Genomic DNA, 23,004 nt, shown 5'->3' on the forward strand with positions numbered 1-23,004 from the left:
GTTCTGAATTTCTCATTCAAAGCTGTTCAAACACAGCTTATTATTAGAATTTTCAGGGTTTTACATACTGTTCAATCTTCTGTTTTCAAAGTGCTTTTTGTTGTTATCTCTCGATCAGCAACTCATTTATTCTATCATGTTGCCGTTTCTTTGTCAACAACTTTTTTTATTTTTTCAATCGGTTTAAATCGATCGCCTTTGCGGTGTGTTCCGCATCGGAACTATAATATATCATGTCCCTAAAAGATTGTCAAGGGAATTTGTGTCATTTATTCATACAATTTTTCGAGAATTGATTTTACTACTATATATATACGTTTTTACGGAATTTCTCTATATGTTGGGATGGCAATAAAAAACTGCAGGAAAGACTTTTGGTCCGTTTCCCTGCAGATTTGTTTCAATTGCATATATCATAAATACAATTATTCTCTCAGATCAGGCCATGCAATACCCCCAGAACCATCAGGTTCAGCAGATTATGGCTGTAAAGAAACGAAAGCCACTGGCTTGATTCAATCTGCCGGGTAATCATCATGCCCCATTCCGTGCCAGAGAATGCTGTAACTAACAGACACGCCAGCCAGAGGAACAATAATCCTTCCAGTCCACCTGCTATTGCACCCGCTAATTTATTAATCCCCGATATAATAGGAAGTCTTGCTATAATATCCAGCCAACGAATTATTAGCTTAGACGCCATATAGACAGCTGCAAACAGCAAAACGAATCCCGCTGAATTAATAATGGTGTCTGCTAGATAGTTCCCTACATAATCAGTAAATGCCTGAACTCCCATCATCTGATAAATCTCACTGTTGTTATTCTCAATCAGCGCCGATTTGACCGTGCGGGGTAAATTCAGATTTTCTATCATGGTTCTCTGTGCAGAAGGCTTGTCTGACATCTCTTCCCCGGAACTCTGTTCCTGAGCAAGACCTGCTGCCTTTACAATATTTTGAGATACTGTCTGCTGAAGAGTGGTATTCTCTTTTAAATAAGTAGTTACAGCCGGCAGCGATACCCGAACAACGGTCAGTGATAAGATCATTGCAAATATCGATACAACCAACCGGATAAATCCTCTGTGATGACCGTAAAGAACCATTCCAAGCAAATAAACTCCGGCAATTACCGATAACCAGTTTTCCATATACAGTTTCGTCATAGTTCCATTTCCAATACCAATTTCCTGATGGCGGAGGCTACTCCATCCTCGTCATTGGTTTCCGTTACATAGTCTGCTGCTTCCATCAGTTCTTTGCTGCCATTTTTCATAACAACTCCGACTCCGGCTTTTGTAATCATAGTGAAATCATTCTCTCCGTCCCCAATTCCCATCGTTTGACTGGGACTGATTCCCAGATGGGACGAAAGCCTTATGATTGCATCTCCTTTTGTAGCATCAGGTGCATTGATTTCCAGATTATTGATAATTGATGAGGTGACCAGAATATCATTTCTTTTTTCCAGCTCAGCCCTTAGCTTTGCTCGTTCTTCCATGTCACCAAAAAACAAATTGATCTTTTCAACAGGTTTCCTGGCATTCTCTACGAACTCTATAATATTCGGACAAACGTCACGGGTGTTACGTACCAGTTCCTGCAACTCAGAAGTCAGTGCAAACTCTGACAGATGATTCATGAAGCGTGGTTCTGTAATTCCCCGTCTGTCTATGTACGGATCATACATCACATGGTACGGATCTACAAACCGTAAAAGTTCCAATGCGAGATCGCAGCTTAACAGCCTTGTGTCTATTACCACATTTTCTTTCATATCCTCAACAACCGCACCATTGGTGGTGATGGCATACCGGATTCCAGGTATATCTTTTACCTCAGCCGGTATTCCATCAACAGTCCTTCCGGTACATGGAACAATGTGTATTCCTTTGCGAATACAGCTTATCAAAGCTTCCCGATTTTGGTCGGACAAACGTTTCCTGCTGTTTAACAGTGTTCCGTCCAGATCAATTGCAATGAGTTTAATATCCACGATTTATCTCCATTTAATAAATAAAATGTTCCTCTTTTAATATAAGCAATCCGTCTTTATCGTATTTTGTAGAAAACAGACCTTTGATCCGCCTTCCCACAGTTGGCTTTTCAGCCCGGTCTGCAGCTTCTTCAATCAGTCCTTCTGCATTTGCTCTGTTTAAAGGAACGCCGTCTTCCTCCATGATTTCAATTCTCTCGTAGAGGGCAAGCATACTTTTTCCTGTAATATTACAGTCAATTTCGTTGGCATACCGGCAGGCATACTGTGCAAATTCGTCGATATCCATCTCTTCGCCAGAATACTCAGGCTGACTTTGCTGTCTGGAGGAGGGCTCGTCCACTGGTTCGTATGCAGACTCCTCGTAATAATCACCCTCTTCGTAATCCTGCTCCTGACTATCATCCTCATACTGATCGTACTCATCGGATTCAGCGTAATGGTATTCCTGACTCTGCTGGTATTCTATGGCATTGTTTTGCATTACCGGTTCGTGCTGATACGTTTCTCTCTCCTGTAAAACCCGGGAATTCCTCTGAACAGGCACCGGTTCGGATTCAGGAAGCGGAACTTCCTCTCCGCTGCCAATGCATTCAAATTTACTGGCCAGAACCGGATGGTCCTGATGCAGCGTTTCCATCTGCTTTGGATTATCGATTAAAACTACGATCATTCCGCTGGCATCTCTTTCCATGAGCTGGTTTAACTCATCAAGAGCTTCCGGAGTTAAGTCTCCGGCTTCTTCTATTACTAAATCTTTTCCAGAAAGCTTATCTGCAGAAGCAAATACTCCACGCTTTGAAAGTTTGGATCCTGAAATCTTGGCAACCGGATTATTCACACCGCTTTCCCTGTGGATCTGCTTTAATGCTTCTACTGCCATCTGAAGTCCTTTTTCAGGAGTTCTGGCTTCGATCATAAGATGATTGCGGACGGGCTCTTCAACAGCCTCCTCTTCTTCCTCATCTTCATACAAATCCTCAAAAGCAAACTCTTCCCCTTCTTCCTGCTGAGGGAAATGATATCCACTTCCGTCTTCCTCCTGATATGCTGCTTCTGGCTCATAATAGTTAGAATACTGCTCTTCCTCATTATCAAAACTTTCTTCCTGAGGGAGATCATAGACTTCATCTTCCTCTGCAGTAGCAGCTGACTGGATACCGAAAATCTCCTGACCAAATTCCTCGGGCTCTTCCTCTTCAATAACCGGCTCGGAGTATGTTTCCACTTCCTCCTCTTCCGGTACATAATTTTCCACGCTTTTTGGGAAAACGGAAATGTTACGTCCTACTCTGCGGATATCTTCCAGCACTCTGGTATGCTCTGCAGCCGGTTCTTCTTCAACCACCGGATCTTCATAAGAAATTCTGGACATCTCTCTCGCAAGAGATTCCTGTACTTCCGCTTCCTGCATGCTGGCTTCATAATCTTCTTCTACGGATTCCTCATATACCATATTGGAATACTGACTGATTTCCGGTTCTTCCTGATAATAATCAATCTCCGGTTCCAGCTGTACACTTACTTTTTTACCGGTGCCATACTCCTGCTCTACTGCACGAAGTCTGGCTTCATATTTATCTCTGTTTTCTATGAGATCCATCTGGTAATTTGTCAGAGGGGCATACTGAACTTTTAAGTCCATTGCCTTTTCTACATATTTTCCAAGTCCGAACATCAGCATAATACGGTCACAGGTCTCTACACAGCGTTCCGCCATCCCGGCAAGGCTGTAAAGTTCCGCCAGTTCGTAAAGCCATTTTTCATCAAGCTCCACACTGGTGTAGGATTCAAGTGAATGAATGAGCTGCTGGGCTGGTGCACCTTTTGCCTTTAAAATCATATAGCGCAGAAGCTGCTGTCTGGGATCCTCAGAAGCCAGATCTCCAAATTCCTTATAATAGCTTTCGGCTTCCTCGATATTGCCTTCTTTAATGGCCAGCTCTGCCAGTTTATAGAGAAGCCTTTTTCCAATAGGCGCCCGTTCAAATGCCTGTAAAAGGATCTCCTTTGCCTCCTGATAATCCTCATTTTTCTCGTATACCATGGCTACCATGGAAAGCAAATTGGTGTTGCGGACTCTTCTCCAGTCGATTGTATCGGCGATCTTCATAGCCGTCTCATAGTCGTTTTTACCGACCAGTTTTTTAATTTGTTCAACTTTTATATTAAACTCGTACTTATCCATTCTTTGCATCTCCTAACAAGGCAAATGAGTTACAGTTCGACTCTGCCCTCCAGAGCCCGTAACAATGTCACCTCATCTATGTACTCTAAGTCTCCGCCAACGGGAACACCGCTGGCTATGCGGGTAACCCTGATTCCTGTAGGTTTGATCAGCTTACTGATGTACATGGCTGTTGTCTCACCTTCCAGACTGGAGTTTGTGGCTATGATCACTTCTTCCACATCTCCCTGCAGCCTCTGCATTAATTCTTTCAGCTTAATATCTCCAGGTCCGATTCCCAGCATAGGGGATATGGCTCCATGGAGCACATGGTAAACGCCTTCAAACTTTCCGGTTTTTTCATAGGCAGCTAAATCTCTGGTATCTTCCACCACCATAATAACCTTATGATTGCGTTTCTCACTCTTGCAAATGGGGCAGCGCTCCTGATCCGTTAAAGTAAAACACTCTTTGCAGTAATGCACGTTACGTTTTGCTTCTGTTATAGAGGAAGCAAGGCCTGTTACCTGTTCCTCCGGCATATTAATAATATGAAATGCCAGGCGCTGTGCTGATTTACTGCCAATACCGGGGAGCTTTGAAAGCTCTTCAATTAATCTGGTTATCTGACTGCTGTAATAATCCATAATTAGAACGGAAATCCTCCGCCTAATCCTCCCATTCCACCGGTTAATTTAGACATAGCGGAACTGCTGTCTTCTTCCATCTGACGGAATGCTTCATTGGTAGCCGCCATAATTAAATCTTCCAGCATCTCAATGTCATCGGGATCAACCACTTCCTGGGATAATTTTACGGAAGTTACCTCTTTCTTACCTGAAACTGTTACAGTAACCGCTCCGCCACCTGCTGTCGCTTTATATTCTTTCTCTTCCAGAGCTTTTGTTGTCTCTTCCATCTGACGCTGCATCTTCTGTGCCTGCTTCATTAAATTGTTCATATTGCCAGGCATAGCGCCTGGAAAACCGCCACGTTTTGCCATGGTGTAATCCTCCTATATTTTCATAATCGTTTTATTCTTCTATTGTTATGTCCATTAAAATGTTGGCTTTCAATTCTTCGTCGCTGACGTAAATGGTATCCATACGCTCGCCTCCGCCCCTGAGCCTTGTCTGAAAGGCAATGGATTTTTTATAATGATCCTCCACATACCGTTCAATATCGGCGATGGTAGTTTCTCGGCTTCCAATCATATAATTGCTCTGATCGGAAAAGACCACACAAAGCCGGCTCTCACCGGCGGGTTCCACCACAGTCTCCCGAAAGCTGGCCCGTATGGGACCACCCAGTTCCCGTATGATTTTTCCCCAATCACTTCGGATTAAGTTTAAATCCTCTAACTGCCCCTGGGGAAGTGCAACTCTCTGGGCCGGAGTCAGTGCCTCTGCCTCACCTGCATTTAAGCTGGCTTCAGCGGTTGCGGACGCTTCTCCTTTTTGCAGAAATGTTCCGCTCTCCAGCTGTTTTTCAATGCCTTTGATGCGCTGCAGAATCGAATCATAGTTCTGTTCCATCTGAGGGCGGGTCAGCTTGATCAGTGCAACTTCTATCAGCACACGCTTTTGTGAAGCGTAACGCAGCTGATTGGACAAATCTGAGAACACACGGATATACCGGAGAAGTGTCTCGGGATCCGCAAGATTACTGTCTTCTCTTAACAGATTCTGGTTCTCCGTCGACATATCCATAAGATTCTCTCCGTCGTCCACGGATTTAATAATTAAAAGATTTCTTAAATACCAGATAAAATCAACTACAAACTGTCCTAACTCTCTGCCCTGAATCACCATATCTTCCAGACATGCGATGCAGTCTTTGGTTTTGTTCTGTGCTACGGCCCGAAACAGCCTTCCGAATACCGTGATATCCACTGCTCCAAGCACATCAAGTACGTTATCATAGGTAAGAAGTTCTCCGTAGTGAAAGGCAATGCACTGATCTAACAGACTTAAAGCATCTCTTAACGCTCCATCTGCCGATTTGGCAATGTAAGTCAGCGCCTTCTCCTCCACCTGGATCTTTTCTGCTTGTGTAAGTTCTTTTAAATGTTCAGCAATGGTCTCAACTGTGATGCGTTTAAAATCATAGCGCTGACATCTGGATAATACTGTGACCGGAATCTTGTGTACTTCCGTTGTCGCCAGAATAAATATAACATATGAGGGTGGTTCTTCCAGGGTTTTTAATAATGCGTTAAATGCTCCTGTTGAAAGCATATGAACCTCATCGATAATATAAACCCGGTATTTTCCTTCTGTAGGGGGATACTGAACCTGCTCTCTGATCTCCCGGATATTCTCCACACCATTGTTTGATGCCGCATCAATCTCGACAACGTTTAATGAAGCACCTGCTGCAATATTTCTGCAGGTACGGCACTCGCCACAGGGGCTGCCATCTGCAGGCTGTTCACAATTGACTGCTTTTGCGAAGATCTTTGCGATACTGGTCTTACCGGTTCCCCGGGTTCCGCAGAACAGATATGCATGCCCGATACGCTGGGATATAATCTGGTTTTTAAGTGTTTGCACAATATGGTCCTGTCCCTTTACATCTGCAAAGGATGAAGGGCGCCATTTCCGATATAATGCCGTATATGACATGCCTGTTACTCCTTATTTGTCGCCGAAGCTGATTCCGATCATCTTGGCTTCCTTAACGATGGAACATTCCGGATCGACGGTTTTTAATTTACCGGCTACCTCAGCCAGGGGTGCCTTAACAATTTCATTGTTGCTAACTGCCACCATGTAGCCATATTCCCTGTTCTTTATCAGTTTTGCTGCTTCTGCCCCAAGGCGGGTGGAAATTACTCTGTCATATGGACATGGTTCTCCGCCCCTCTGCATATGACCTGGAACGGTAACCCTGACTTCTTGTCCGGTCCGTTCCGTGATCTGAGCTCCGATCTCATAGGCCACAGAAGGGTAAATCACGCCATTCTTCTTTTTTTCTTTCAGTTCTTTTTTCGTCAGGACGGAATTCTCTTTGGAAATCGCACCTTCTGCAACGGCAATGATGGAAAACTTCTTGCCTTCTCTGGTTCTGCTCTTTAACGCTTCTATAATTACATTCAGATCATATGGAATTTCCGGAACCAGAATAATATCAGCCCCACCGGCGATCCCTGCATAGAGAGTCAGCCAGCCTACCTTATGACCCATAACTTCAACAATAAAGACTCGTCCATGGGAAGCAGCCGTTGTATGGATGCAGTCGATGGCATTAGTTGCCACATTAACCGCACTTTGAAAGCCAAAGGTAATATCAGTTCCCCACAAGTCATTATCAATGGTCTTAGGCAGCGATACAACATTTAAGCCTTCCTCCCTAAGGAGATTGGCCGTCTTCTGGCTGCCGTTTCCGCCAAGAACAACCAGGCATTCCAGCTTTAAGTTTTTATAGGTGTGCTTCATCGCTTCTACCTTATCGAGACCGTTCCCGTCCGGTATCCGCATCAGTTTAAACGGCTGTCTGGAGGTTCCAAGAATGGTTCCCCCTTTTGTCAGGATTCCAGAAAACTCTTCCGGCTTCATCACACGGTAATTCGCATAAATAAGACCTTTATAACCGTCTTCAAATCCTACAATCTCAATATCATCAAACAGCCGGTACAATGCTTTGGCAACGCCCCGCATGGTAGCATTTAAGCTTTGGCAGTCACCGCCGCTTGTAAGAATTCCAATTCTCATCATAAAAGCACACCTCTTCTTTGATTAGATTTGTTATTTGGAAATAGGTACTATTATACCCATTTTATTCTCAATTATAATACAAAGGGGAATGTGGGGCAAGGGAAAACTTTATTTCATAAGATAATGTAAGGAAATATTAAAAATGAAAAAACACCGCAAAGCAATTCACTGCTCTCCGGCGTCCTGATAACTATATTTTAATCCGTGCGTCTCACTTTGAACCGCTATCACAGGCGTTACCCTGACAGTTAACTCGGTCCAGGCACCCTCACGGCACACAGAAGGTTCCACTTAGTGCTGCTGCATTCCTGCCCTGACACGGTTCATGAAGATCTGTTGCGTAAGACCCAAACGTCATCGCCACTTATCAGGGGCAGCCCTACAATAGCCGGCCCTGGGTGAGACATCACCCCTGCTGGAGCGGATTGCAGGTACAGGGCACCGCTATCTCCCCGGCTGCACGGAAACTTTATGACGTATTATGACTTAATCGCAGTTAAGTATACATGGAAACCACCTGATTGTCAAGGATTTAGGGGGTAATTGTATCTTCCATTTTCTGTTTTTTATTATCCCTTAATTCTTTAAAAAATTTTTTCATCATCTGGGCGCATTCTTCCCCCAGTACTCCAGATTCCATTTCCACCTGATGATTAAACCCTTTCTCATGAAACAAATCAAGAACGGAGCCTGCGCATCCTGCCTTGGGATTCATACAGCCAACGACAACTTTCTTCATTCTGGACTGTACAATCGCTCCCGCACACATGGGACAGGGTTCCAGGGTTACATACATGGTACAGTCTTCCAGTCTCCAGTCCCCCAGCTTTTTGCAGGCTTTCCGGATTGCAATGATTTCTGCGTGGGACAGCACATTTTTATCTGATGTACGCCGGTTGTATCCTCTGGCTATCACTTTATCTTCATAAACAATCACACACCCAATGGGTACTTCGCCAACTGCTCCGGCTTTCTTTGCCTGTGTAACTGCCTGACGCATATATTTTTCATCTATTGTCATAATGATTCCTCTTTACTGTTTAATGTGTTATACTTGTCCTAAGTATATCATGAAATAAAGGAATGGTGAATAGATGAAGCTATGTGGTCTTCAAAAAACAACACTTCTGGATTATCCAGGTCATGTGGCTGCCACGATTTTTCTGGGCGGCTGCAATTTCCGCTGCCCTTTTTGCCATAACAGCGGATTGATCGGGAGCGATGCAGCGTCACTGTTCTCAGAGGAAGAAATTTTAGATTTCCTTATAAAGAGAAAAGGGATTCTGGAGGGTGTCTGTATTACCGGCGGAGAGCCTACGCTCGCTGTTGAACTGGATTTATTTATCCGAAAAATCCGGGAGCTGGGTTATCTCATTAAACTTGACACCAACGGTTATCGTCCTGATGTGTTAAAAAAGCTGATTACAGAAGGGCTTCTGGATTATATAGCCATGGACATAAAATCCGGTCGGGAGCATTATAAGAAAGCTGCCGGAACCGGGGATCTTAAAATAAGGAACGTGGAAGAAAGCGCTGCATTTTTGATGGAAAACCGTATCCCATATGAATTTCGCACCACAGTGGTAAAAGGAATTCATACTATGGGTGATTTCGTGGACATCGGCAACTGGCTGGAGGGAGATTCAACGTACTTTCTTCAAAATTATGTGGATTCTGATCAGGTTTTATGCCCGGGCTACACTTCTTTTTCAGACAGTGAACTGAAGGGCTTTTTAAAAGTATTAAAACCATTTCTTCCGGGAGCCATGCTCCGGGGCGAATCTTTTTAACGCAAACCAGGGGGCTTTTTCAGCCCCCTACTTTTATATCAGTATACCAGAATCCAAAACGTCCATCTTCCATTGGCTGATCTTTTGACAGCACAAAATTAGGAAAACCGAACATAGATGCCATATATCGTTCATTGCTGTAATAATGTCCCGGAATTCCCAGCAGATAGCGGGGCGTTCCTTCCGTGTTAAGCCTGGCAAGGATCAGATACCGGTAATTGTAGTAACCATGCAATAAGAAACTGTTATTTCCATATACCCAGGCATCTCTGGGAAGAAGACCAATATCCTGAGGTTTGATCGTCAGAATTTCACATCCGTCTTCATAATCAAACGCCAGAATCCTGGTATGTTCTTTTCTCAATTTTTCCCAGATCACACTATGTTGATTTTCTTCCTGACTTTCATTTTGGCGCAAATGTTCCAGTACCTCTGGATCACCAAGCTTTGTTTCCGTATGGTCCTGGTTTTTAGTTTCTTTTATTACGGCATCTGCGCGGTACAAACGGGTAGTTCCTGCCTCGGGCTCAGGAAATACATCTGCGTCCTCTGCCAGACCTGCGTCGCCCGAACTCATCTGGACAGATTCTTTTAATCCGCCATCTTCAGCTTCAGACATCATGGGCTTTGGCATTAAGGGAACAGATTCCTGCTGGCTTTGTAAAACGGTCTGAGCCTCTTCGGTTGGATCTGTATGTACGGACTCTGCGGTCATTGGTGTTGTTGGCATCGGTCCCGTTGGACGCGGCCTTGGAGATGCCGGGCCAGTTGTGTTTGGTACAGGAGACATTGACCCTGTGGGCATGGTTCCTGTTGGCATGGTTCCAGCTGGCATTGGCCCTGTCGGCATCGGCCCTGTCGGCATTGTAACATTCGGCATCGGGGTCGTCGGCATTGGTCCGGTAGGACGTGGTTCCTGCCACCAGCCAGGTATCGGTCCGGTCATGGTCGGACGTGTGTTTTGCTGTCTATCCGGTGCAGGCGCAGTGACTGAAGGCGGATTCCCCTGCCTTCCTCCTGCTGTTGGACCGGTCATTGAGGTTCTGGTATTTCCATCTTGAGGTATGGAACCTGTCATCTGCTGGATCTCAGGCATGAGACTTTCGGCCTCCGGGCTTGGCTCACTGTCGGATGACGCCGGACTTTCCGCCTGGAGAAGAACCTCTTCTTCATTTTTTGTATCCTGACTGTCTCCATCTTCCAGTGGAAACTCTTTTTCTATCTCCTGAACAGCTTTTTTAATCTGTTCTTCCGATATGGCAGAATTTTCTTTTACAACAGAATCTGTATTTTCCAGATCAACTGCTGCAGCATGAGCAACTGCATCCTCCCATATGGTGGTATAAGATCTCCATGTATTTTTTACATCATGTATGGTCAGTCCAAAACATTGGTCCATATTAAAACCGGAACGTTCAATATCATTTACGGATACTGTGGCTCTGAATTCACCGGAACCGCCTCGTATGAAAATATTACCAAGGTATATTTCCTGTTCTCCGGCCAATAGATATACTCCAATGTCGTTGCCGCCTACATAAATTCTTTTCACACTTACCGTAATTTTGCACTGGATTCCTCTCGTCTCTATCTTGGCAAATCCGATGTTTTTTCCTTTGACTCCGCCTTCGTAGGCATAAATATATGAGATTAGTCTTCGATAGTTAGACATGCCACCACTCCTTTATCACTATTTTATGCAAAATGGCATTGCATCTATGACATAAAAATGATATCCTAATGAAAGAATAAAATAAAAATTTTTTCCAAAACATGGAGGATGATAAAAATGAAGCTTTACCGTGCAAAAGACTACTATGACATGAGCCGAAAAGCAGCCAATATTATATCTGCCCAGATCATTATGAAGCCGAACTGCGTTCTGGGACTTGCTACCGGTTCTACACCTGTAGGTGCCTACAAACAGCTGATTGAATGGTACAACAAAGGTGATTTGGATTTTTCCCGGGTAAAGACAGCAAACCTTGATGAATACAAGGGATTAACCAGAGATAATGACCAGAGTTACTACCACTTTATGAAGCAGAATTTATTTATGCACGTAAATATCGATGTAACCAATACTCATATACCTGATGGTATGGAATCAGATGCAGAAAAAGAAGCTGCCAGATATGAAGAGATTCTCAGAAATCTGGGAGGTATTGACTTACAGATTCTTGGGCTTGGTCATAATGGGCACATCGGATTTAATGAGCCTTCCGATATCTTCCCAAAAGATACCCACATTGTTGACTTACAGGAAAGCACCATTGAAGCAAACAAGCGCTTTTTTGAATCTGCAGATCAGGTTCCGCGCCAGGCTTATACCATGGGAATCGGTACGATTATCAGAGCGAAAAAAATCCTGTTAATGGTAAGCGGCGAAGATAAGGCAGAAATTCTGTATAATGCCCTTTGCGGACCGGTGACCCCAAAAGTTCCTGCTTCCATTCTGCAGCTCCATCCGGATGTTATTATTGTAGCCGATGAAGCAGCACTGTCAAAATGGGAGACAAACTAATCTTGACGTAAATTGCTTATAATGATATAATGAGCTAAATTTTTTAAAGGAGGTGAGACGCTGTGAGAAACATATCTATGAAAGCCACTTCATTATGGACTAACATTAATAATATCTCTGCAGTTTTCGGTAATTTTGACGCGTCCGTGTATCAGTACGCCCATTTTTACGAAAAAGGCAGCGTCTCATCTGAAAATTATTCTGTTAGCCGGTAGGTTTTACCACTGGTTTTTCGGTTGATTTTCCGCCCGGATGCTCCTGCACCGGGTTTTTTTGTGCGTTTTTTCGAAATGGCAGTCTGAACGGACATTTTCCACTTTGATTCGAAACACACAATATGGAGGATATGACCTATGAAACAGGTAAAAACCATTCTGTCCGGCTGCGGCTCTCTCTCAAGAGCCGTATGCTCCACAACTTTAATCTGCTCGAAACAAATTTTTGACGGAGGCTTTCTCTGTGTAGCTGGAGGATACGTAGTTCAGATTGCGCAGTTCATTATGCTGACCTTTATCTGGAAGACTTTGGCACAAACGAATGCTCTGCCAGCAAACGTATCATTAGACCAGTTAATGACCTACACGCTGATGTCTGCCGTATTACATGAGGAATTAAATATTATTTCTCCCGCCACTTCGTCCTTGTGGGAGGGATCCGTCATTGGGCGTTTTTTAAGGCCCATGGCAATTGAAGCAAGCTTTATTTCAGAAACCATTGGCCGATTCTGGGTTCCCAACTTCTTATTTCTGGGTATTCCATTATTGCTTTTTGCACCGGTTCTGTCTGTCAGTCCGTTGCCTGCTTCTTTTCGCATGGGGATTCTCTCTCTCATAAGTCTGCTGCTGGCAATTTGTATTGGATTTGCCATAGATTTGTTGTTCGCTTCTCTAGCCATGAATCTAAAAAATGGATGCTTTGCAGCTCTTGCTGTCAGAGAGGCAGTTTATTCCCTGCTTTCCGGAGAAATGATACCATTTTCTTTATTTCCAAAGAAATTGGGAGCGCTTTTTTCCCTGCTTCCATTGGGCTCAGTCGCCCATGGACCTTTGACCATCTACACCGGTACCGCCCTTTTCCCTCACAGGGTTCTGGCGCTTCAGTTTTTCTGGGCTGTTAGTTTATGGGCTCTTGCCATTTACGTGTTTAATAAAAGCAAAGAAAGGATGATCTCTTTTGGTGGATAATTTCAAAATATTAATCAGGCTTTACAGGCAATATGCAAAAATGGATTTATTATGGTTTCTACGGGATACCCGTTATTTCTTTATTCAACTGGTCTCTGATGTTGTAAGCGGTGGGTGCACCATTGCAGGTGTCTGCCTGTTATCCGCAAATTTTAAAAATTTTTCCGGTATGACCCAAAATGAAGTTTTATTTATGATGGGTTACGCTCTCTTTATTGACGGTATTTTTATGGTATTTTTTATGGGTAATAATACCGGCATGGTCAGCCGGATTATTGGCAGGGGACAGCTTGACCATATCATGATTCAGCCCGTCCCTCTGTGGGCAGAACTTCTGGCACAGGGTTTTTCCCCTGTTTCCGGTTCTCCCATAATGATTTTTGGAATAGGGCTCACTGCTTACGGTGCCATCAGAGCTGGTTTACCTATAAACGCTTTTACTATACTGCTGTTCCTTTTTTACAGCATTTGCTCGATTGTTATTGTGATGTCATTTATCTATCTGATTTCATGCTCTGCATTCTATGCCCCTGCTGCTGCAGAGGAAATTGCCGGGGTGGGAAAGGAATTATTTTCTTCATTAAAAACTTACCCGCTGGGTAATATGAAAGGCTTTCAAAAGCACATTTTTTTATCCTTGATTCCCGTGGGCCTTTGTGCCTGGCTTCCTTCCACACTTTTAATAAAAGCTGGGAAATACGGATTAGAGGCGGTTTTCGTTCCGGAAGCATTCTATCTGCCTATTGCAGCTGCTATTTTTTCATTTATAGCAATTATCACATTTAAGAAAGGTATGAATTATTATGAAACCTATGGTTCTCCAAGATACTCCGGCTTTGGCCATCGATAATATAACAAAAGAATACTGCCAATGGCAGCGAAGCGGCACCGCCCGCGACATCATTAAAAATCTTCTGCACCCGGAAAAGCGGGTGGTAACAGCTCTTGATCACATATCGCTTCAGGTAAAGAAAGGGGAATTCGTTGCATATGCAGGTGCCAATGGTGCCGGTAAAAGCACTACAATAAAAATTCTTTCCGGTATTCTCATGCCTACAGAAGGAACGGTATCTGTACTGGGATTAAATCCCGCCAAAGACCGGATCAAACTCATGAGCCATATCGGAGTCCTGTTTGGCCAGCGCACAGAATTATGGTGGGACCATCCGGTGATATCCAGCTTCCAATGGAAAAAGGAAGTGTGGAACATTCCGGATTCCGTTTACAAAAAGAACCTGGAGATGGTAACAGAACTATTGGATCTTTCCGATATTTTAAAAACCTTTACCAGGGAGCTGAGTCTTGGGCAAAGAATGCGGGCGGATATTGCCATGCTTCTGCTTCACAGTCCGGAACTGATTTTTCTTGATGAGCCTACACTTGGTCTTGATGTACTTGCCAAGCAGCAGATGATCCGGTTTTTAAAGAAGATTAACCTTGAAAATAAAACAACGGTGGTGGTAACCAGCCATGATATGGACGATCTGGAAGAAATGGCACAAAGAATCATTCTTATTAACAAGGGGAAACTTGCATTTGACGGAGACTTTGATGAACTGCGAAATGTGATGGGAGGCTTTTACCGGATTGTACTTACTACGGCAAAAGAGGAGACACCACTTTCCATTCCGGGTATGCGGCTTTTAAAAACAGAAAGTGGAGTTCACGAATACGAATTTGACCGGAATGTATTAGAAATCCATAAGGTTATGGGGCTACTTTCTGAATTTCCCCAGATCCTCGATATGGAAATTAAAAAGGCACCAATTGAAGATGTAGTGGCTAATTTATATCTGAGCTGGCGGGAAAATTAACAGTTGGTTTTTTTGTAGGTTTAGTGTAGAATATACTTACATTATTTATAACGAAAGAGGTGTACATATGGCATACGCATTTACAAAGGATCTGGAGACCGGAAACCAGTTAATTGACTCAGAACACCGTCAGCTGATTGATGCGATCAATAATTTACTGACTGCCTGCTCCACCGGTAAAGGCCGTGCAGAGCTGGCCAATACTACTAAGTTTTTACAGGATTATACTGCCAAGCATTTTGGAGATGAGGAAAAACTCCAGCTTCAGAGCCAGTATCCCGATTATGCAAATCACAAACGCTACCATGAAGAGTTTAAGAAGGTAGTTGCAGGAATCTGCCAGAAGCTGGATAAGGAAGGTCCTACCATTGCACTGGTTGGCGAAGTAAACAGTGCCATTGCAGGTTGGCTGATCAACCATATCAAAAAAGAAGATGTCAAAGTTGCAACTCACCTAAAAAGCAGATCCTGATCCAAATAAGAATAATCATCAAGCAGCTTCTTACCTGAGTTCTGGCAGGAAGCTGTTTTTTTGTGCTGCGGCATAAAATAATTGCTGTGTTCTCTTTTCATTCCGTCTGTATTTTGATAAAATAGGTTCAGAAATCAAAAACAAATTACTGGAAAGAAGGTACATGATTATGAAAGACACAAATTGCGCATATTGTATGAAGGGAGACTTGGTTGCTAAATTTGGTTATCCTGTCTGTGAAATGGAAACAGGCTTTTTATATTTATTTAAAGAACAGAGCAAAAAAGGCAGAGTCATCCTTGCATACAAGGATCATGTGGGCGAGATGATTGATATCAGCGATGAAGAGAGAAATGCATTTTTTGCTGAAGTTTCCAAAGTATCCAAAGCCATTCACAAGGTTTTTAATCCGGATAAAGTAAATTATGGCGCTTATGGTGATACAGGCTGTCATCTTCACATGCATATCGTTCCCAAATACAATGGGGGAGATGAGTGGGGAGGCACATTTACCATGAATCCGGATAAGGTATATTTAACCGATGATGAGTATGAGAAAATGGCTGAAGCCATTCGTGCAGCCTTATAATCAAACAGACAGACTGTACAGGAAGGAAGGTGCCGGATTATGTTAGATGAAATCAAAAAGCAGGCGGGCAAAGCCGCAAAAGAAGTTTTGGACGCATCTCATTTAAAGGAGAAGGACCTGGTAGTGATCGGCTGCTCTTCCAGTGAGATATCCGATCACAGAATCGGCTCTCATTCCAGTGCAGAGATCGGCCAGGCAGTATTTTCGGCTATTTATGAAGTCTTTCATAAACAGGGAATTTATGTGGCTGCCCAGTGCTGTGAGCATTTAAACAGGGCACTCATATTAGAAAGGGAAGCAGCGGAGTTCTATCATTATGAACCGGTCAATGTGGTACCGCAGCTTAAGGCCGGCGGCTCCTTCTCACTTGCAGCCTACCATGGCCTTGAACATCCGGTTGCAGTAGAATCCATTAAAGCTCATGCTGGAATTGATATTGGAGACACACTGATCGGAATGCATTTGAAAGCCGTAGCCGTTCCCATTCGCATAAAAACCCAGTATATTGGCTCTGCCCATGTGGTTGCAGCCCGTACCAGACCAAAATACATCGGCGGTGTCCGCGCTTCTTATGATGATACCATTGAATAATAAAAAAACCTGCTGTCAGACGGTTCACAGTGAACCGATGACAGCAGGTTTTTTCTATTATTCGATTATTTTGTAGCGTACATAAAGAACCAGTAGCCGTATGGAGAATGCCATGTTCCTTTAATTTCAGGTTTCTGCAGATAATAATCGCTGGAATATACAAGCGGTGATACTGCAGCATCTTCCATCATGATTTTTTCTGCCTTATGAAGCTTATCAAAATGCTCTGTTTTATCAGCAGTAATTCTCGCCTCAGTCAGGAGTTTATCTACTTCCGCATTGGAATATTTTCCATCGTTGTTTCCGCTGTCAGTTGAGAACAGATTCAGCATGTTGGAAGGATCATCATAATCATAAACCCAGCCTCCGCGGCAGATCTGGAAATCACCGGCACGGCGGGTAGGTGTGAATGTAGACCACTCAACAATCTTAATATCCATTCTGATTCCAAGCTCACTCCAGGCACTCTGTAAGTACTCAGCAACAGCTTTGTTGTAGCCGGCGTCGTTGGTCATATATTCAATCGCAGGGAATCCTTCCCCGTTAGGATATCCAGCTTCCGTCAGCAGAGCTTTTGCTTTTTCAAGATCAGCTGCATAATTATCTACGCTGAAATAGTCACCGCCATTATTTGTACGGCTTACCTCTTCAAAGGAAGAGCCTTCTTTTTCATCAGAGATACCAGGTCCTACAAAATTGGCTGCAGGAAGTGCTGTTCCCATCATAAGAGTATCGGCAATATAGCCGCGGTCAATTGCAAGACTTAATGCACGACGTACTTTCGCATCTGTAAATGGTTCTTTCTGGGTGTTAAAAATAGTATAGGATGTTGCCATACGTGGTTCTAAATGAAATTCAGCGGAATCTCTAAGATTTGGAATTTCTTCTGTTGGAACATCACGTATCATCTGAATTTCACCTGTCCGGTATGCGCTGTATGCTGCATTAGCATCTTCCATAAGAACGAACTTTAAAGTATTTAAAGTTACCTTATCGGCATTCCAGTAATTTTCATTCTTAGCAAATGTGATGTGAGATCCTGGTACCCATTCGATCATCTTTAACGGACCGTTTGAAATATAGGAATCCGGAGTCAGGGACCACTGGTCACCTTTCGCTTCCACGATATCTTTTTTCACAGGTGCCATACTTGCATGAGTCACAATCTTGTCAAAGTATACACAAGGACCTGAAAGCTCAACTACGAAAGTTTTTGCATCAGGAGCAGAGACTGCCAGTGCATCAACATTACCTGCTGCTGCTTCGTCATAACCTTTGACAACGGAAAGCATATCTGCTGCATAGGGTGCTGCTGTAGCAGGATCAGCCATTCGTTTCCAGGAATATACAAAGTCCTCTGCGGTGAAATCCGAACCATCGCTCCATTTTAAACCATCTCTTAAATGGAAGGTATAAGTAAGTCCGTCATCACTGACATCATAGGATTCTGCCTGACCAGGAACGATTTTGTTGTTCTCATCAAATGTCATAAGAGTCTCAAAGGCATGCATAATAATGTTAGATGCATCAATTGCTGTACTAAGAGCCGGATCAATGGTTTCCACATCAGATCCGAGCTGTACTGCCAGGTCAAGCCCCCCTGTTGAGGTGTTGGCTGCTGCTTCTGTCTTCTCGGTGCTGCTTTGTGTTGTGCCGGTCTTTCCGGTACTACCTCCGCATGCACTTAAAACGAGGCCAGAGACAAGAACAGCGGCTAATACGATTGCTGTTTTCTTCATAATACTTCCCTCCGTATTTACGTTCATTCGTCCGTCCTTCAAGGACAACACGAGTAATAGCATACCACAAAAGGGACAATCATGCAACGAGCATTTTCGCATTAAACTCTTGTATATTAAGGTTATAACGTGATAAAGCACCAAAGAGCCAGACGATTAATACCCATCTTTCGTCTGGCTCACAAAGACATTTTGGTTATTAACGATAGGAGGTCTGCACTGCCTTAACTAATACCTTAGGATCTTTCACATAGGGCGTAACCGGACAGATCTTTTTATCAATTCCCATCAGTGTGTAAACTGCTATTCTTGCAGCACGAACGGAATACTCTTCCGTAAATACCATGTCATCCGGAATCTCAACAAACTGACTGATCATTGCAAAGTTGGTAGAGCCGGCTGGAACCACCTCCGGACGGTCAACCATTTTACGTGGCTGGAACTGGGCATCTACATAAGGCATCATGCATGGGATTACATTTACCACATCTGCCATTATCTCATCCTTGCGGTCTTCCATATGAAGGTGGCAGAGAAGCTCTGTAAGAAGTTCCTCTCCCGTACAGTCTTTCATTGGTTTCTTGATATAATCTCCTATTTTATCGGTGTATAAGCCATAACCCCAGAATATGGTCTGATCCATGGGCTGATTAGGAAAGTGAGGCTGCGCAGCAACAACAATACTCATTAACCAGTTAGAGTCTTTAAAGGTCATTAAGGCACCGCTTCCCGGAATGTTGCCGGAATAATCCTCAATAAGCTTTAAAAGCTTGTTTCCTTTGCTGGTTACGGTAAAGCTCAGCCAGTTAGTTTCGTTGGCATCTCCAAAAAATGGATATGGATTTCCAAGTCCCTGCTTTTTCACTGCCACTTTACTCCACAATTCCCCGGATATGGGCCTCAAAACAGGCGCTGGAGCTGGTGTATGAAGATCACCCAATGTAGCACTGTCTGTCATGCATGCATTGGTCATAATGCAGATATCATCATCTTCCAGTTCTAACATACGGGTAACCCCATGATCAGTCAGATGAAGAACTTTAGCGGTAATCTCATCTCCTTCTGCAAAGTCAATGTCAGTTACTGTACAGTTCTCTGCAAAAATAACCCCTTCTTTTCTTAAATATGATTCAAGCGGGCGTATTACACTGTCATATTGATTGAGAGGAGTCCTTGTAACGCCTTCCAATGTATTAATACGGGAGAATTCCAATATCATCCTGCGCATATAACGGCGGAATTCAAATAGACTGCTCCATTTTTGGAATGCAAAGGTAGTCTGCCACATATACCAGAAGTTGGTGGTAAAAAAGTGAGGCGAATCTGCAAACCACTCTTCAATGGTCATATCATCAAGCTTTTCTTCCGGTGTATTCATTAATTTCAGTAAAGCCATACGTTCTTTCTGATTAAATCCCATGCTTTTCACATCAAGGATGGTTCCATCTTTGTCAATGAGCCTTGCCTTGGCTGAGGTCGGATGGGCATGATCAAAATCCAAAATCTCTTCTGTTACACTTCTTCCCGGCTTACTTAAAGAGGGAATGGATCGAAACAGCTCCCAGAAGTTTTCATAGGTTTCTTCATTGAGCATGCGTCCTCCTCTGCAGACAAATCCCTTTTCAGGAGTACCGATACCGTCATTGCTTCCTCCAAAGATGGGCATCCCCTCAAAGATGGTGATCTGGTTACCGGGCATCTTGCAGTCTCTGATCAGATAGGCTGCTCCTGCAAGGCTGCCAAGGCCGCCTCCTACAAAATAAGCCTTTCCTTTCGGAATAACGGAATTGTTTTTGGAATCCATCCGCTTTGCCTTTTTTGATTTTCCAGTTCGTTCATACAGTGTCCTGGCAGCCACACCTGCTGCCGTTGCTGCCGCCCCCAGTGCCAGTAATTTCATCATGTTACTTTTCTCCATTTTTTTTAACATAAGCCACACTCCAATCTCTTTTAAAATCAATTGATAAACTTATATTATCATACAACATTTTTTCCGTCACCATACATGCTTTTGTTCCTGTATAAAAAAACGACACCCTTAATATGGTGTCGAAAAACCAGACAATTCTTCTATTTTGTCTATCGTAATTTTTTATGTATTCTTTTACAATGAAAATAATGAATAAGGAGGTCTATCCATGTCGGGAACATTACACAAACATATACGGGAAAGCGTTTTAAAAACAGCACTTTTTCATCAACTTAAAAATGGTCAGAAAGCACCGGAACGGACCGCCCGTAACTTAAGGGAACTGTTACAAAAATTCAGCCCCGCCTCCAGTGAACTTTTTACTTACGAAGAACTGCTTATGATGATAAAAAACTGTTCCAGAGACGATTGCCTGAATCTGATTATTCAGAAACTTGCTTAAAGCTCCGCCTGGCTGCGAATATATCCGATCCGCTCCGTAGCCCTGGCGAGGCTTTTTAACCGTTTTGAAACTTCTTTCGGCTCCATCTTCATTCCTTCTTTTACCCAGTCCATGATTACTCCGCAAAGACCATAGGCATAAAATCCAGCATCAAAGTCCCGTTCTTCAAAGGTCAGTTTTCCCTTTTCATCAAGTAACTCAATGGCCTCTGAAAATAATGCTTTTGTCATCTCATACAAGTAACTCTCAAAGGTATGTTCCTGCTCTTTTATGGTATTTACGTAAAAGTTTTTTTCCTGTTTCATATTACTCAAAAGCTCATGGATTTTCTCATTCCAGTTTTCAAGACTGATATCATCTGCAATTGCAGCAAAATTTTCATTATAATAAATCCAGCTTAATAGTTCATATTTGTCCTGATAGTGATAATAAAAGGTCTGCCGGTTCAGACCACATACTGCAGTAATATCTGATATGGATATCTTATCAAATGGTTTCTCTTTGCACACCTGCTTCAATGCTTCTGCAATTGCACGTTTCGTAATAAGCGAATCCGACATAGGCCCTCCTGTTATACTATTCCTTTATATTTGTAAAATAATTGGCAAGAGCCGCAAACTGCTCTAAATTCAGTGCTTCTCCTCTCACAGACGGGGAAAGACCCAGGCTTTCAATAGCCGATATAATCTGTTCTTTGGTATAAGGAACCTCAGGAGAGTTATTCAAACCATTTTGAAGTGTTTTTCTTCTCTGGTTAAAGGATGCCCGGATCAGGCGAAACATCAGTCCCGGATCCTGTGCACTGACAGGGGGATTTTTATGCCTGGTCAGGCGGATTACCGCTGATCCCACGTTGGGGCGGGGCATAAAGCAGTTGGGTGGAACATTGGCTACAATATATGGCTCTGCATAATATTGAACAGCCAGTGAGAGGGCACCGTAATCCTTGGAACCTGGTCCTACCTGCATACGGTCTGCCACTTCCTTCTGCACCATAACTGTAATGTTATCAATGGGTACCTGACCTTCAAAAAGTCCCATAATAATGGGTGTGGTAATATAATAGGGCAGATTTGCCACTACCTTGATGGGACGTCCACCATTATATTTCTGAGTCAGCTCATTGATATCAGTCTTTAAAATATCTGCATGAATTACAGTTACATTATCGTAATCAGCCAGCGTTTCCTTTAGTATTGGTATTAAGTTTGAATCGATCTCTACTGCGACCACATGGCCCGCTGCTTCTGCCAGATACTGAGTCATAGTACCGATTCCAGGACCGATCTCCAAAACGCAGTCATCCTTTGTTACACCAGCTGCAAGAATGATTTTATCAAGTACGTGTGTATCAATTAAAAAATTTTGTCCGAACTTCTTTTGAAATGCGAACTCATATTTTTGGATGATCTGGATGGTATTTTGAGGGTTGCCTAATTTATTTTGCATACACATTTTCCTATCGTTTTTTATTAATCAATGGTATCTTATTATAAACAAAAAGTCAATAAATATAAGACGGGCCCGAAGCCTCGATACCCTCCACATATTCACTTTTCAGAATTGACATGACTATCAGTGATTCATAACTGCCATGATATAAAATACATTCTCTTAGTATGCCTTCTTCAACAAAGCCTTCTGACTTGTATAGTCTTTGTGCTTTCTGATTTTTATATCTGACATCAAGCCATAATCTATGTGCATTTAACTGCTTAAAGGCAATTTTTTTTACTAAATTCAGAGTTTCTCTTCCAAAGCCGTGACCTTTATCTGATATAACAATTCTCCGAAATTCAATGTTATGATTTGGATTTGTAATACCAGCTAAAATTACATATCCGATCAGTTGATTGGTGGATCTTTCTTTTATTGATAAATGCAAGATGTCTTCCTGAGACAGGGAAACTCTATGTTGTTCTCTTGTCCACTGCCCAACATACTGAGCATTATCAGGCTGATGTTCCCATTCAACCACCAGGTCTAAATCGCTTTCCTGGGTATTTTTCAATATTATGATGTCGGTATTTTCAATGATTTCTTTCACA

The 23,004-nt window shown here is 43.0% G+C and carries 24 protein-coding genes and 1 other RNA gene; 10 read left to right on the plus strand and 15 right to left on the minus strand.

The window, feature by feature from the left end; genetic code table 11:
• Positions 1-433 precede the first annotated feature (433 nt).
• The 9 genes from BXY41_RS25335 to tadA form a co-directional block, all read right to left on the minus strand.
• A complete protein-coding gene (locus BXY41_RS25335) occupies positions 434-1,168 on the minus strand; it encodes a CvpA family protein (RefSeq protein ID WP_242980395.1) in 735 nt (244 codons plus the stop codon).
• Positions 1,165-1,998, minus strand: a complete 834-nt coding sequence (locus tag BXY41_RS25340; RefSeq protein ID WP_341457888.1) for a Cof-type HAD-IIB family hydrolase — start codon at positions 1,996-1,998, stop codon at positions 1,165-1,167. Before BXY41_RS25340 ends, BXY41_RS25335 begins: the two co-directional genes overlap by 4 nt.
• Positions 1,999-2,011: 13 nt before the next feature.
• Entirely contained in the window at positions 2,012-4,186 is a 2,175-nt protein-coding gene (locus BXY41_RS25345) for a tetratricopeptide repeat protein (protein WP_104439666.1), read from the minus strand.
• A 29-nt stretch (positions 4,187-4,215) separates the two neighbouring features.
• Positions 4,216-4,812, minus strand: a complete 597-nt coding sequence (gene recR / locus BXY41_RS25350) for a recombination mediator RecR (RefSeq protein WP_097006959.1) — start codon at positions 4,810-4,812, stop codon at positions 4,216-4,218.
• A 2-nt stretch (positions 4,813-4,814) separates the two neighbouring features.
• Complete coding sequence (locus BXY41_RS25355; RefSeq protein ID WP_104439667.1) at positions 4,815-5,168, minus strand: YbaB/EbfC family nucleoid-associated protein; 354 nt, start codon at positions 5,166-5,168, stop codon at positions 4,815-4,817.
• 31 nt (positions 5,169-5,199) lie between these two features.
• Positions 5,200-6,789, minus strand: a complete 1,590-nt coding sequence (gene dnaX / locus BXY41_RS25360) for a DNA polymerase III subunit gamma/tau (RefSeq protein WP_104439668.1) — start codon at positions 6,787-6,789, stop codon at positions 5,200-5,202.
• Positions 6,790-6,801: 12 nt separating this feature from the next.
• Positions 6,802-7,881: a 6-phosphofructokinase gene (locus BXY41_RS25365; protein WP_104439669.1), complete on the minus strand. Its 1,080-nt coding sequence runs from the start codon at positions 7,879-7,881 to the stop codon at positions 6,802-6,804.
• 202 nt (positions 7,882-8,083) lie between these two features.
• Positions 8,084-8,345: signal recognition particle sRNA large type (gene ffs, locus BXY41_RS25370), an RNA gene on the minus strand.
• 68 nt (positions 8,346-8,413) lie between these two features.
• Positions 8,414-8,902 carry a tRNA adenosine(34) deaminase TadA gene (gene tadA, locus BXY41_RS25375; protein ID WP_104439670.1) on the minus strand — a complete coding sequence of 163 codons (489 nt, stop codon included), beginning with the start codon at positions 8,900-8,902 and terminating at the stop codon, positions 8,414-8,416.
• A gap of 73 nt (positions 8,903-8,975) precedes the next feature.
• Here tadA and BXY41_RS25380 point away from each other — a divergent pair, with 73 nt between their 5' ends.
• Positions 8,976-9,671 carry an anaerobic ribonucleoside-triphosphate reductase activating protein gene (locus tag BXY41_RS25380; RefSeq protein WP_104439671.1) on the plus strand — a complete coding sequence of 232 codons (696 nt, stop codon included), beginning with the start codon at positions 8,976-8,978 and terminating at the stop codon, positions 9,669-9,671.
• 19 nt (positions 9,672-9,690) lie between these two features.
• Here BXY41_RS25380 and BXY41_RS25385 read toward each other — a convergent pair whose 3' ends face one another.
• The gene (locus BXY41_RS25385) at positions 9,691-11,343 is read right to left on the minus strand and encodes a DUF6128 domain-containing protein (RefSeq protein ID WP_104439672.1); all 1,653 of its coding nucleotides are present in this window, start codon (positions 11,341-11,343) and stop codon (positions 9,691-9,693) included.
• A 117-nt stretch (positions 11,344-11,460) separates the two neighbouring features.
• On the opposite strand from BXY41_RS25385, the gene nagB reads away from it, so the two are divergent.
• From nagB to BXY41_RS25420, 8 genes are all read left to right on the plus strand, one after another.
• Complete coding sequence (nagB, locus tag BXY41_RS25390; protein WP_104439673.1) at positions 11,461-12,195, plus strand: glucosamine-6-phosphate deaminase; 735 nt, start codon at positions 11,461-11,463, stop codon at positions 12,193-12,195.
• Between the two features lie 62 nt (positions 12,196-12,257).
• On the plus strand, positions 12,258-12,410 hold the full coding sequence (locus BXY41_RS26925) for a hypothetical protein (protein ID WP_170072598.1): 153 nt from the start codon (positions 12,258-12,260) through the stop codon (positions 12,408-12,410).
• Positions 12,411-12,548: 138 nt separating this feature from the next.
• A complete protein-coding gene (locus tag BXY41_RS25395; RefSeq protein WP_104439674.1) occupies positions 12,549-13,379 on the plus strand; it encodes a hypothetical protein in 831 nt (276 codons plus the stop codon).
• Positions 13,372-14,229: an ABC-2 family transporter protein gene (locus BXY41_RS25400; protein ID WP_242980397.1), complete on the plus strand. Its 858-nt coding sequence runs from the start codon at positions 13,372-13,374 to the stop codon at positions 14,227-14,229. Before BXY41_RS25395 ends, BXY41_RS25400 begins: the two co-directional genes overlap by 8 nt.
• Entirely contained in the window at positions 14,183-15,193 is a 1,011-nt protein-coding gene (locus BXY41_RS25405) for an ABC transporter ATP-binding protein (RefSeq protein WP_104439675.1), read from the plus strand. The genes BXY41_RS25400 and BXY41_RS25405 overlap by 47 nt, the downstream gene beginning before the upstream one ends.
• A gap of 67 nt (positions 15,194-15,260) precedes the next feature.
• A complete protein-coding gene (locus BXY41_RS25410) occupies positions 15,261-15,665 on the plus strand; it encodes a bacteriohemerythrin (RefSeq protein WP_104439676.1) in 405 nt (134 codons plus the stop codon).
• A gap of 169 nt (positions 15,666-15,834) precedes the next feature.
• Positions 15,835-16,254 carry an HIT family protein gene (locus tag BXY41_RS25415; protein ID WP_104439721.1) on the plus strand — a complete coding sequence of 140 codons (420 nt, stop codon included), beginning with the start codon at positions 15,835-15,837 and terminating at the stop codon, positions 16,252-16,254.
• Positions 16,255-16,293: 39 nt separating this feature from the next.
• On the plus strand, positions 16,294-16,845 hold the full coding sequence (locus tag BXY41_RS25420; protein ID WP_104439677.1) for a TIGR01440 family protein: 552 nt from the start codon (positions 16,294-16,296) through the stop codon (positions 16,843-16,845).
• 65 nt (positions 16,846-16,910) lie between these two features.
• On the opposite strand, the gene BXY41_RS25425 is transcribed toward BXY41_RS25420, so the two are convergent.
• Together BXY41_RS25425 and BXY41_RS25430 are read right to left on the minus strand one after the other, a co-directional pair.
• Positions 16,911-18,584 (minus strand): peptide ABC transporter substrate-binding protein, encoded by a 1,674-nt coding sequence (locus tag BXY41_RS25425; protein WP_185140398.1) that lies wholly within the window; start codon positions 18,582-18,584, stop codon positions 16,911-16,913.
• A 199-nt stretch (positions 18,585-18,783) separates the two neighbouring features.
• Positions 18,784-20,487, minus strand: coding sequence for an oleate hydratase (locus tag BXY41_RS25430; protein WP_432765534.1), 1,704 nt, complete (start codon positions 20,485-20,487; stop codon positions 18,784-18,786).
• 235 nt (positions 20,488-20,722) lie between these two features.
• Between BXY41_RS25430 and BXY41_RS25435 the strand changes: the two genes are divergently transcribed.
• Entirely contained in the window at positions 20,723-20,956 is a 234-nt protein-coding gene (locus BXY41_RS25435) for a hypothetical protein (RefSeq protein WP_104439678.1), read from the plus strand.
• Here the strand turns inward: BXY41_RS25435 and dhaS are convergent.
• The 3 genes from dhaS to BXY41_RS25450 are packed head-to-tail and all read right to left on the minus strand — an operon-like array spanning position 20,953 to position 23,003.
• Positions 20,953-21,516, minus strand: a complete 564-nt coding sequence (gene dhaS, locus BXY41_RS25440) for a dihydroxyacetone kinase transcriptional activator DhaS (protein WP_104439679.1) — start codon at positions 21,514-21,516, stop codon at positions 20,953-20,955. The genes BXY41_RS25435 and dhaS overlap by 4 nt on opposite strands.
• Positions 21,517-21,532: 16 nt before the next feature.
• The gene (gene rsmA, locus BXY41_RS25445) at positions 21,533-22,405 is read right to left on the minus strand and encodes a 16S rRNA (adenine(1518)-N(6)/adenine(1519)-N(6))-dimethyltransferase RsmA (RefSeq protein WP_104439680.1); all 873 of its coding nucleotides are present in this window, start codon (positions 22,403-22,405) and stop codon (positions 21,533-21,535) included.
• A 55-nt stretch (positions 22,406-22,460) separates the two neighbouring features.
• Positions 22,461-23,003 carry a GNAT family N-acetyltransferase gene (locus BXY41_RS25450; RefSeq protein WP_104439681.1) on the minus strand — a complete coding sequence of 181 codons (543 nt, stop codon included), beginning with the start codon at positions 23,001-23,003 and terminating at the stop codon, positions 22,461-22,463.
• Between the last annotated feature and the right edge of the window lies 1 nt (position 23,004).

The organism is Lacrimispora xylanisolvens (genome assembly GCF_002934545.1).
In the GTDB taxonomy this organism is placed as follows: domain Bacteria; phylum Bacillota; class Clostridia; order Lachnospirales; family Lachnospiraceae; genus Lacrimispora; species Lacrimispora xylanisolvens.

Excerpts from the sequence above, each read along its gene's own strand:
- rsmA (WP_104439680.1), bottom strand. The coding sequence starts at position 22,405 with ATGCAAAATAAATTAGGCAACCCTCAAAATACCATCCAGATCATCCAA.
- BXY41_RS25415 (WP_104439721.1), top strand. The coding sequence starts at position 15,835 with ATGAAAGACACAAATTGCGCATATTGTATGAAGGGAGACTTGGTTGCT.
- BXY41_RS25430 (WP_432765534.1), bottom strand. The coding sequence starts at position 20,487 with ATGATGAAATTACTGGCACTGGGGGCGGCAGCAACGGCAGCAGGTGTG.
- BXY41_RS25355 (WP_104439667.1), bottom strand. The coding sequence starts at position 5,168 with ATGGCAAAACGTGGCGGTTTTCCAGGCGCTATGCCTGGCAATATGAAC.
- BXY41_RS25365 (WP_104439669.1), bottom strand. The coding sequence starts at position 7,881 with ATGATGAGAATTGGAATTCTTACAAGCGGCGGTGACTGCCAAAGCTTA.
- BXY41_RS25425 (WP_185140398.1), bottom strand. The coding sequence starts at position 18,584 with ATGAAGAAAACAGCAATCGTATTAGCCGCTGTTCTTGTCTCTGGCCTC.
- BXY41_RS25395 (WP_104439674.1), top strand. The coding sequence starts at position 12,549 with ATGAAACAGGTAAAAACCATTCTGTCCGGCTGCGGCTCTCTCTCAAGA.
- BXY41_RS25435 (WP_104439678.1), top strand. The coding sequence starts at position 20,723 with ATGTCGGGAACATTACACAAACATATACGGGAAAGCGTTTTAAAAACA.
- BXY41_RS25345 (WP_104439666.1), bottom strand. The coding sequence starts at position 4,186 with ATGGATAAGTACGAGTTTAATATAAAAGTTGAACAAATTAAAAAACTG.
- BXY41_RS25335 (WP_242980395.1), bottom strand. The coding sequence starts at position 1,168 with ATGACGAAACTGTATATGGAAAACTGGTTATCGGTAATTGCCGGAGTT.
- BXY41_RS25420 (WP_104439677.1), top strand. The coding sequence starts at position 16,294 with ATGTTAGATGAAATCAAAAAGCAGGCGGGCAAAGCCGCAAAAGAAGTT.
- dnaX (WP_104439668.1), bottom strand. The coding sequence starts at position 6,789 with ATGTCATATACGGCATTATATCGGAAATGGCGCCCTTCATCCTTTGCA.
- BXY41_RS25385 (WP_104439672.1), bottom strand. The coding sequence starts at position 11,343 with ATGTCTAACTATCGAAGACTAATCTCATATATTTATGCCTACGAAGGC.
- BXY41_RS25410 (WP_104439676.1), top strand. The coding sequence starts at position 15,261 with ATGGCATACGCATTTACAAAGGATCTGGAGACCGGAAACCAGTTAATT.
- tadA (WP_104439670.1), bottom strand. The coding sequence starts at position 8,902 with ATGACAATAGATGAAAAATATATGCGTCAGGCAGTTACACAGGCAAAG.
- dhaS (WP_104439679.1), bottom strand. The coding sequence starts at position 21,516 with ATGTCGGATTCGCTTATTACGAAACGTGCAATTGCAGAAGCATTGAAG.
- BXY41_RS25405 (WP_104439675.1), top strand. The coding sequence starts at position 14,183 with ATGAAACCTATGGTTCTCCAAGATACTCCGGCTTTGGCCATCGATAAT.
- BXY41_RS25380 (WP_104439671.1), top strand. The coding sequence starts at position 8,976 with ATGAAGCTATGTGGTCTTCAAAAAACAACACTTCTGGATTATCCAGGT.
- recR (WP_097006959.1), bottom strand. The coding sequence starts at position 4,812 with ATGGATTATTACAGCAGTCAGATAACCAGATTAATTGAAGAGCTTTCA.
- nagB (WP_104439673.1), top strand. The coding sequence starts at position 11,461 with ATGAAGCTTTACCGTGCAAAAGACTACTATGACATGAGCCGAAAAGCA.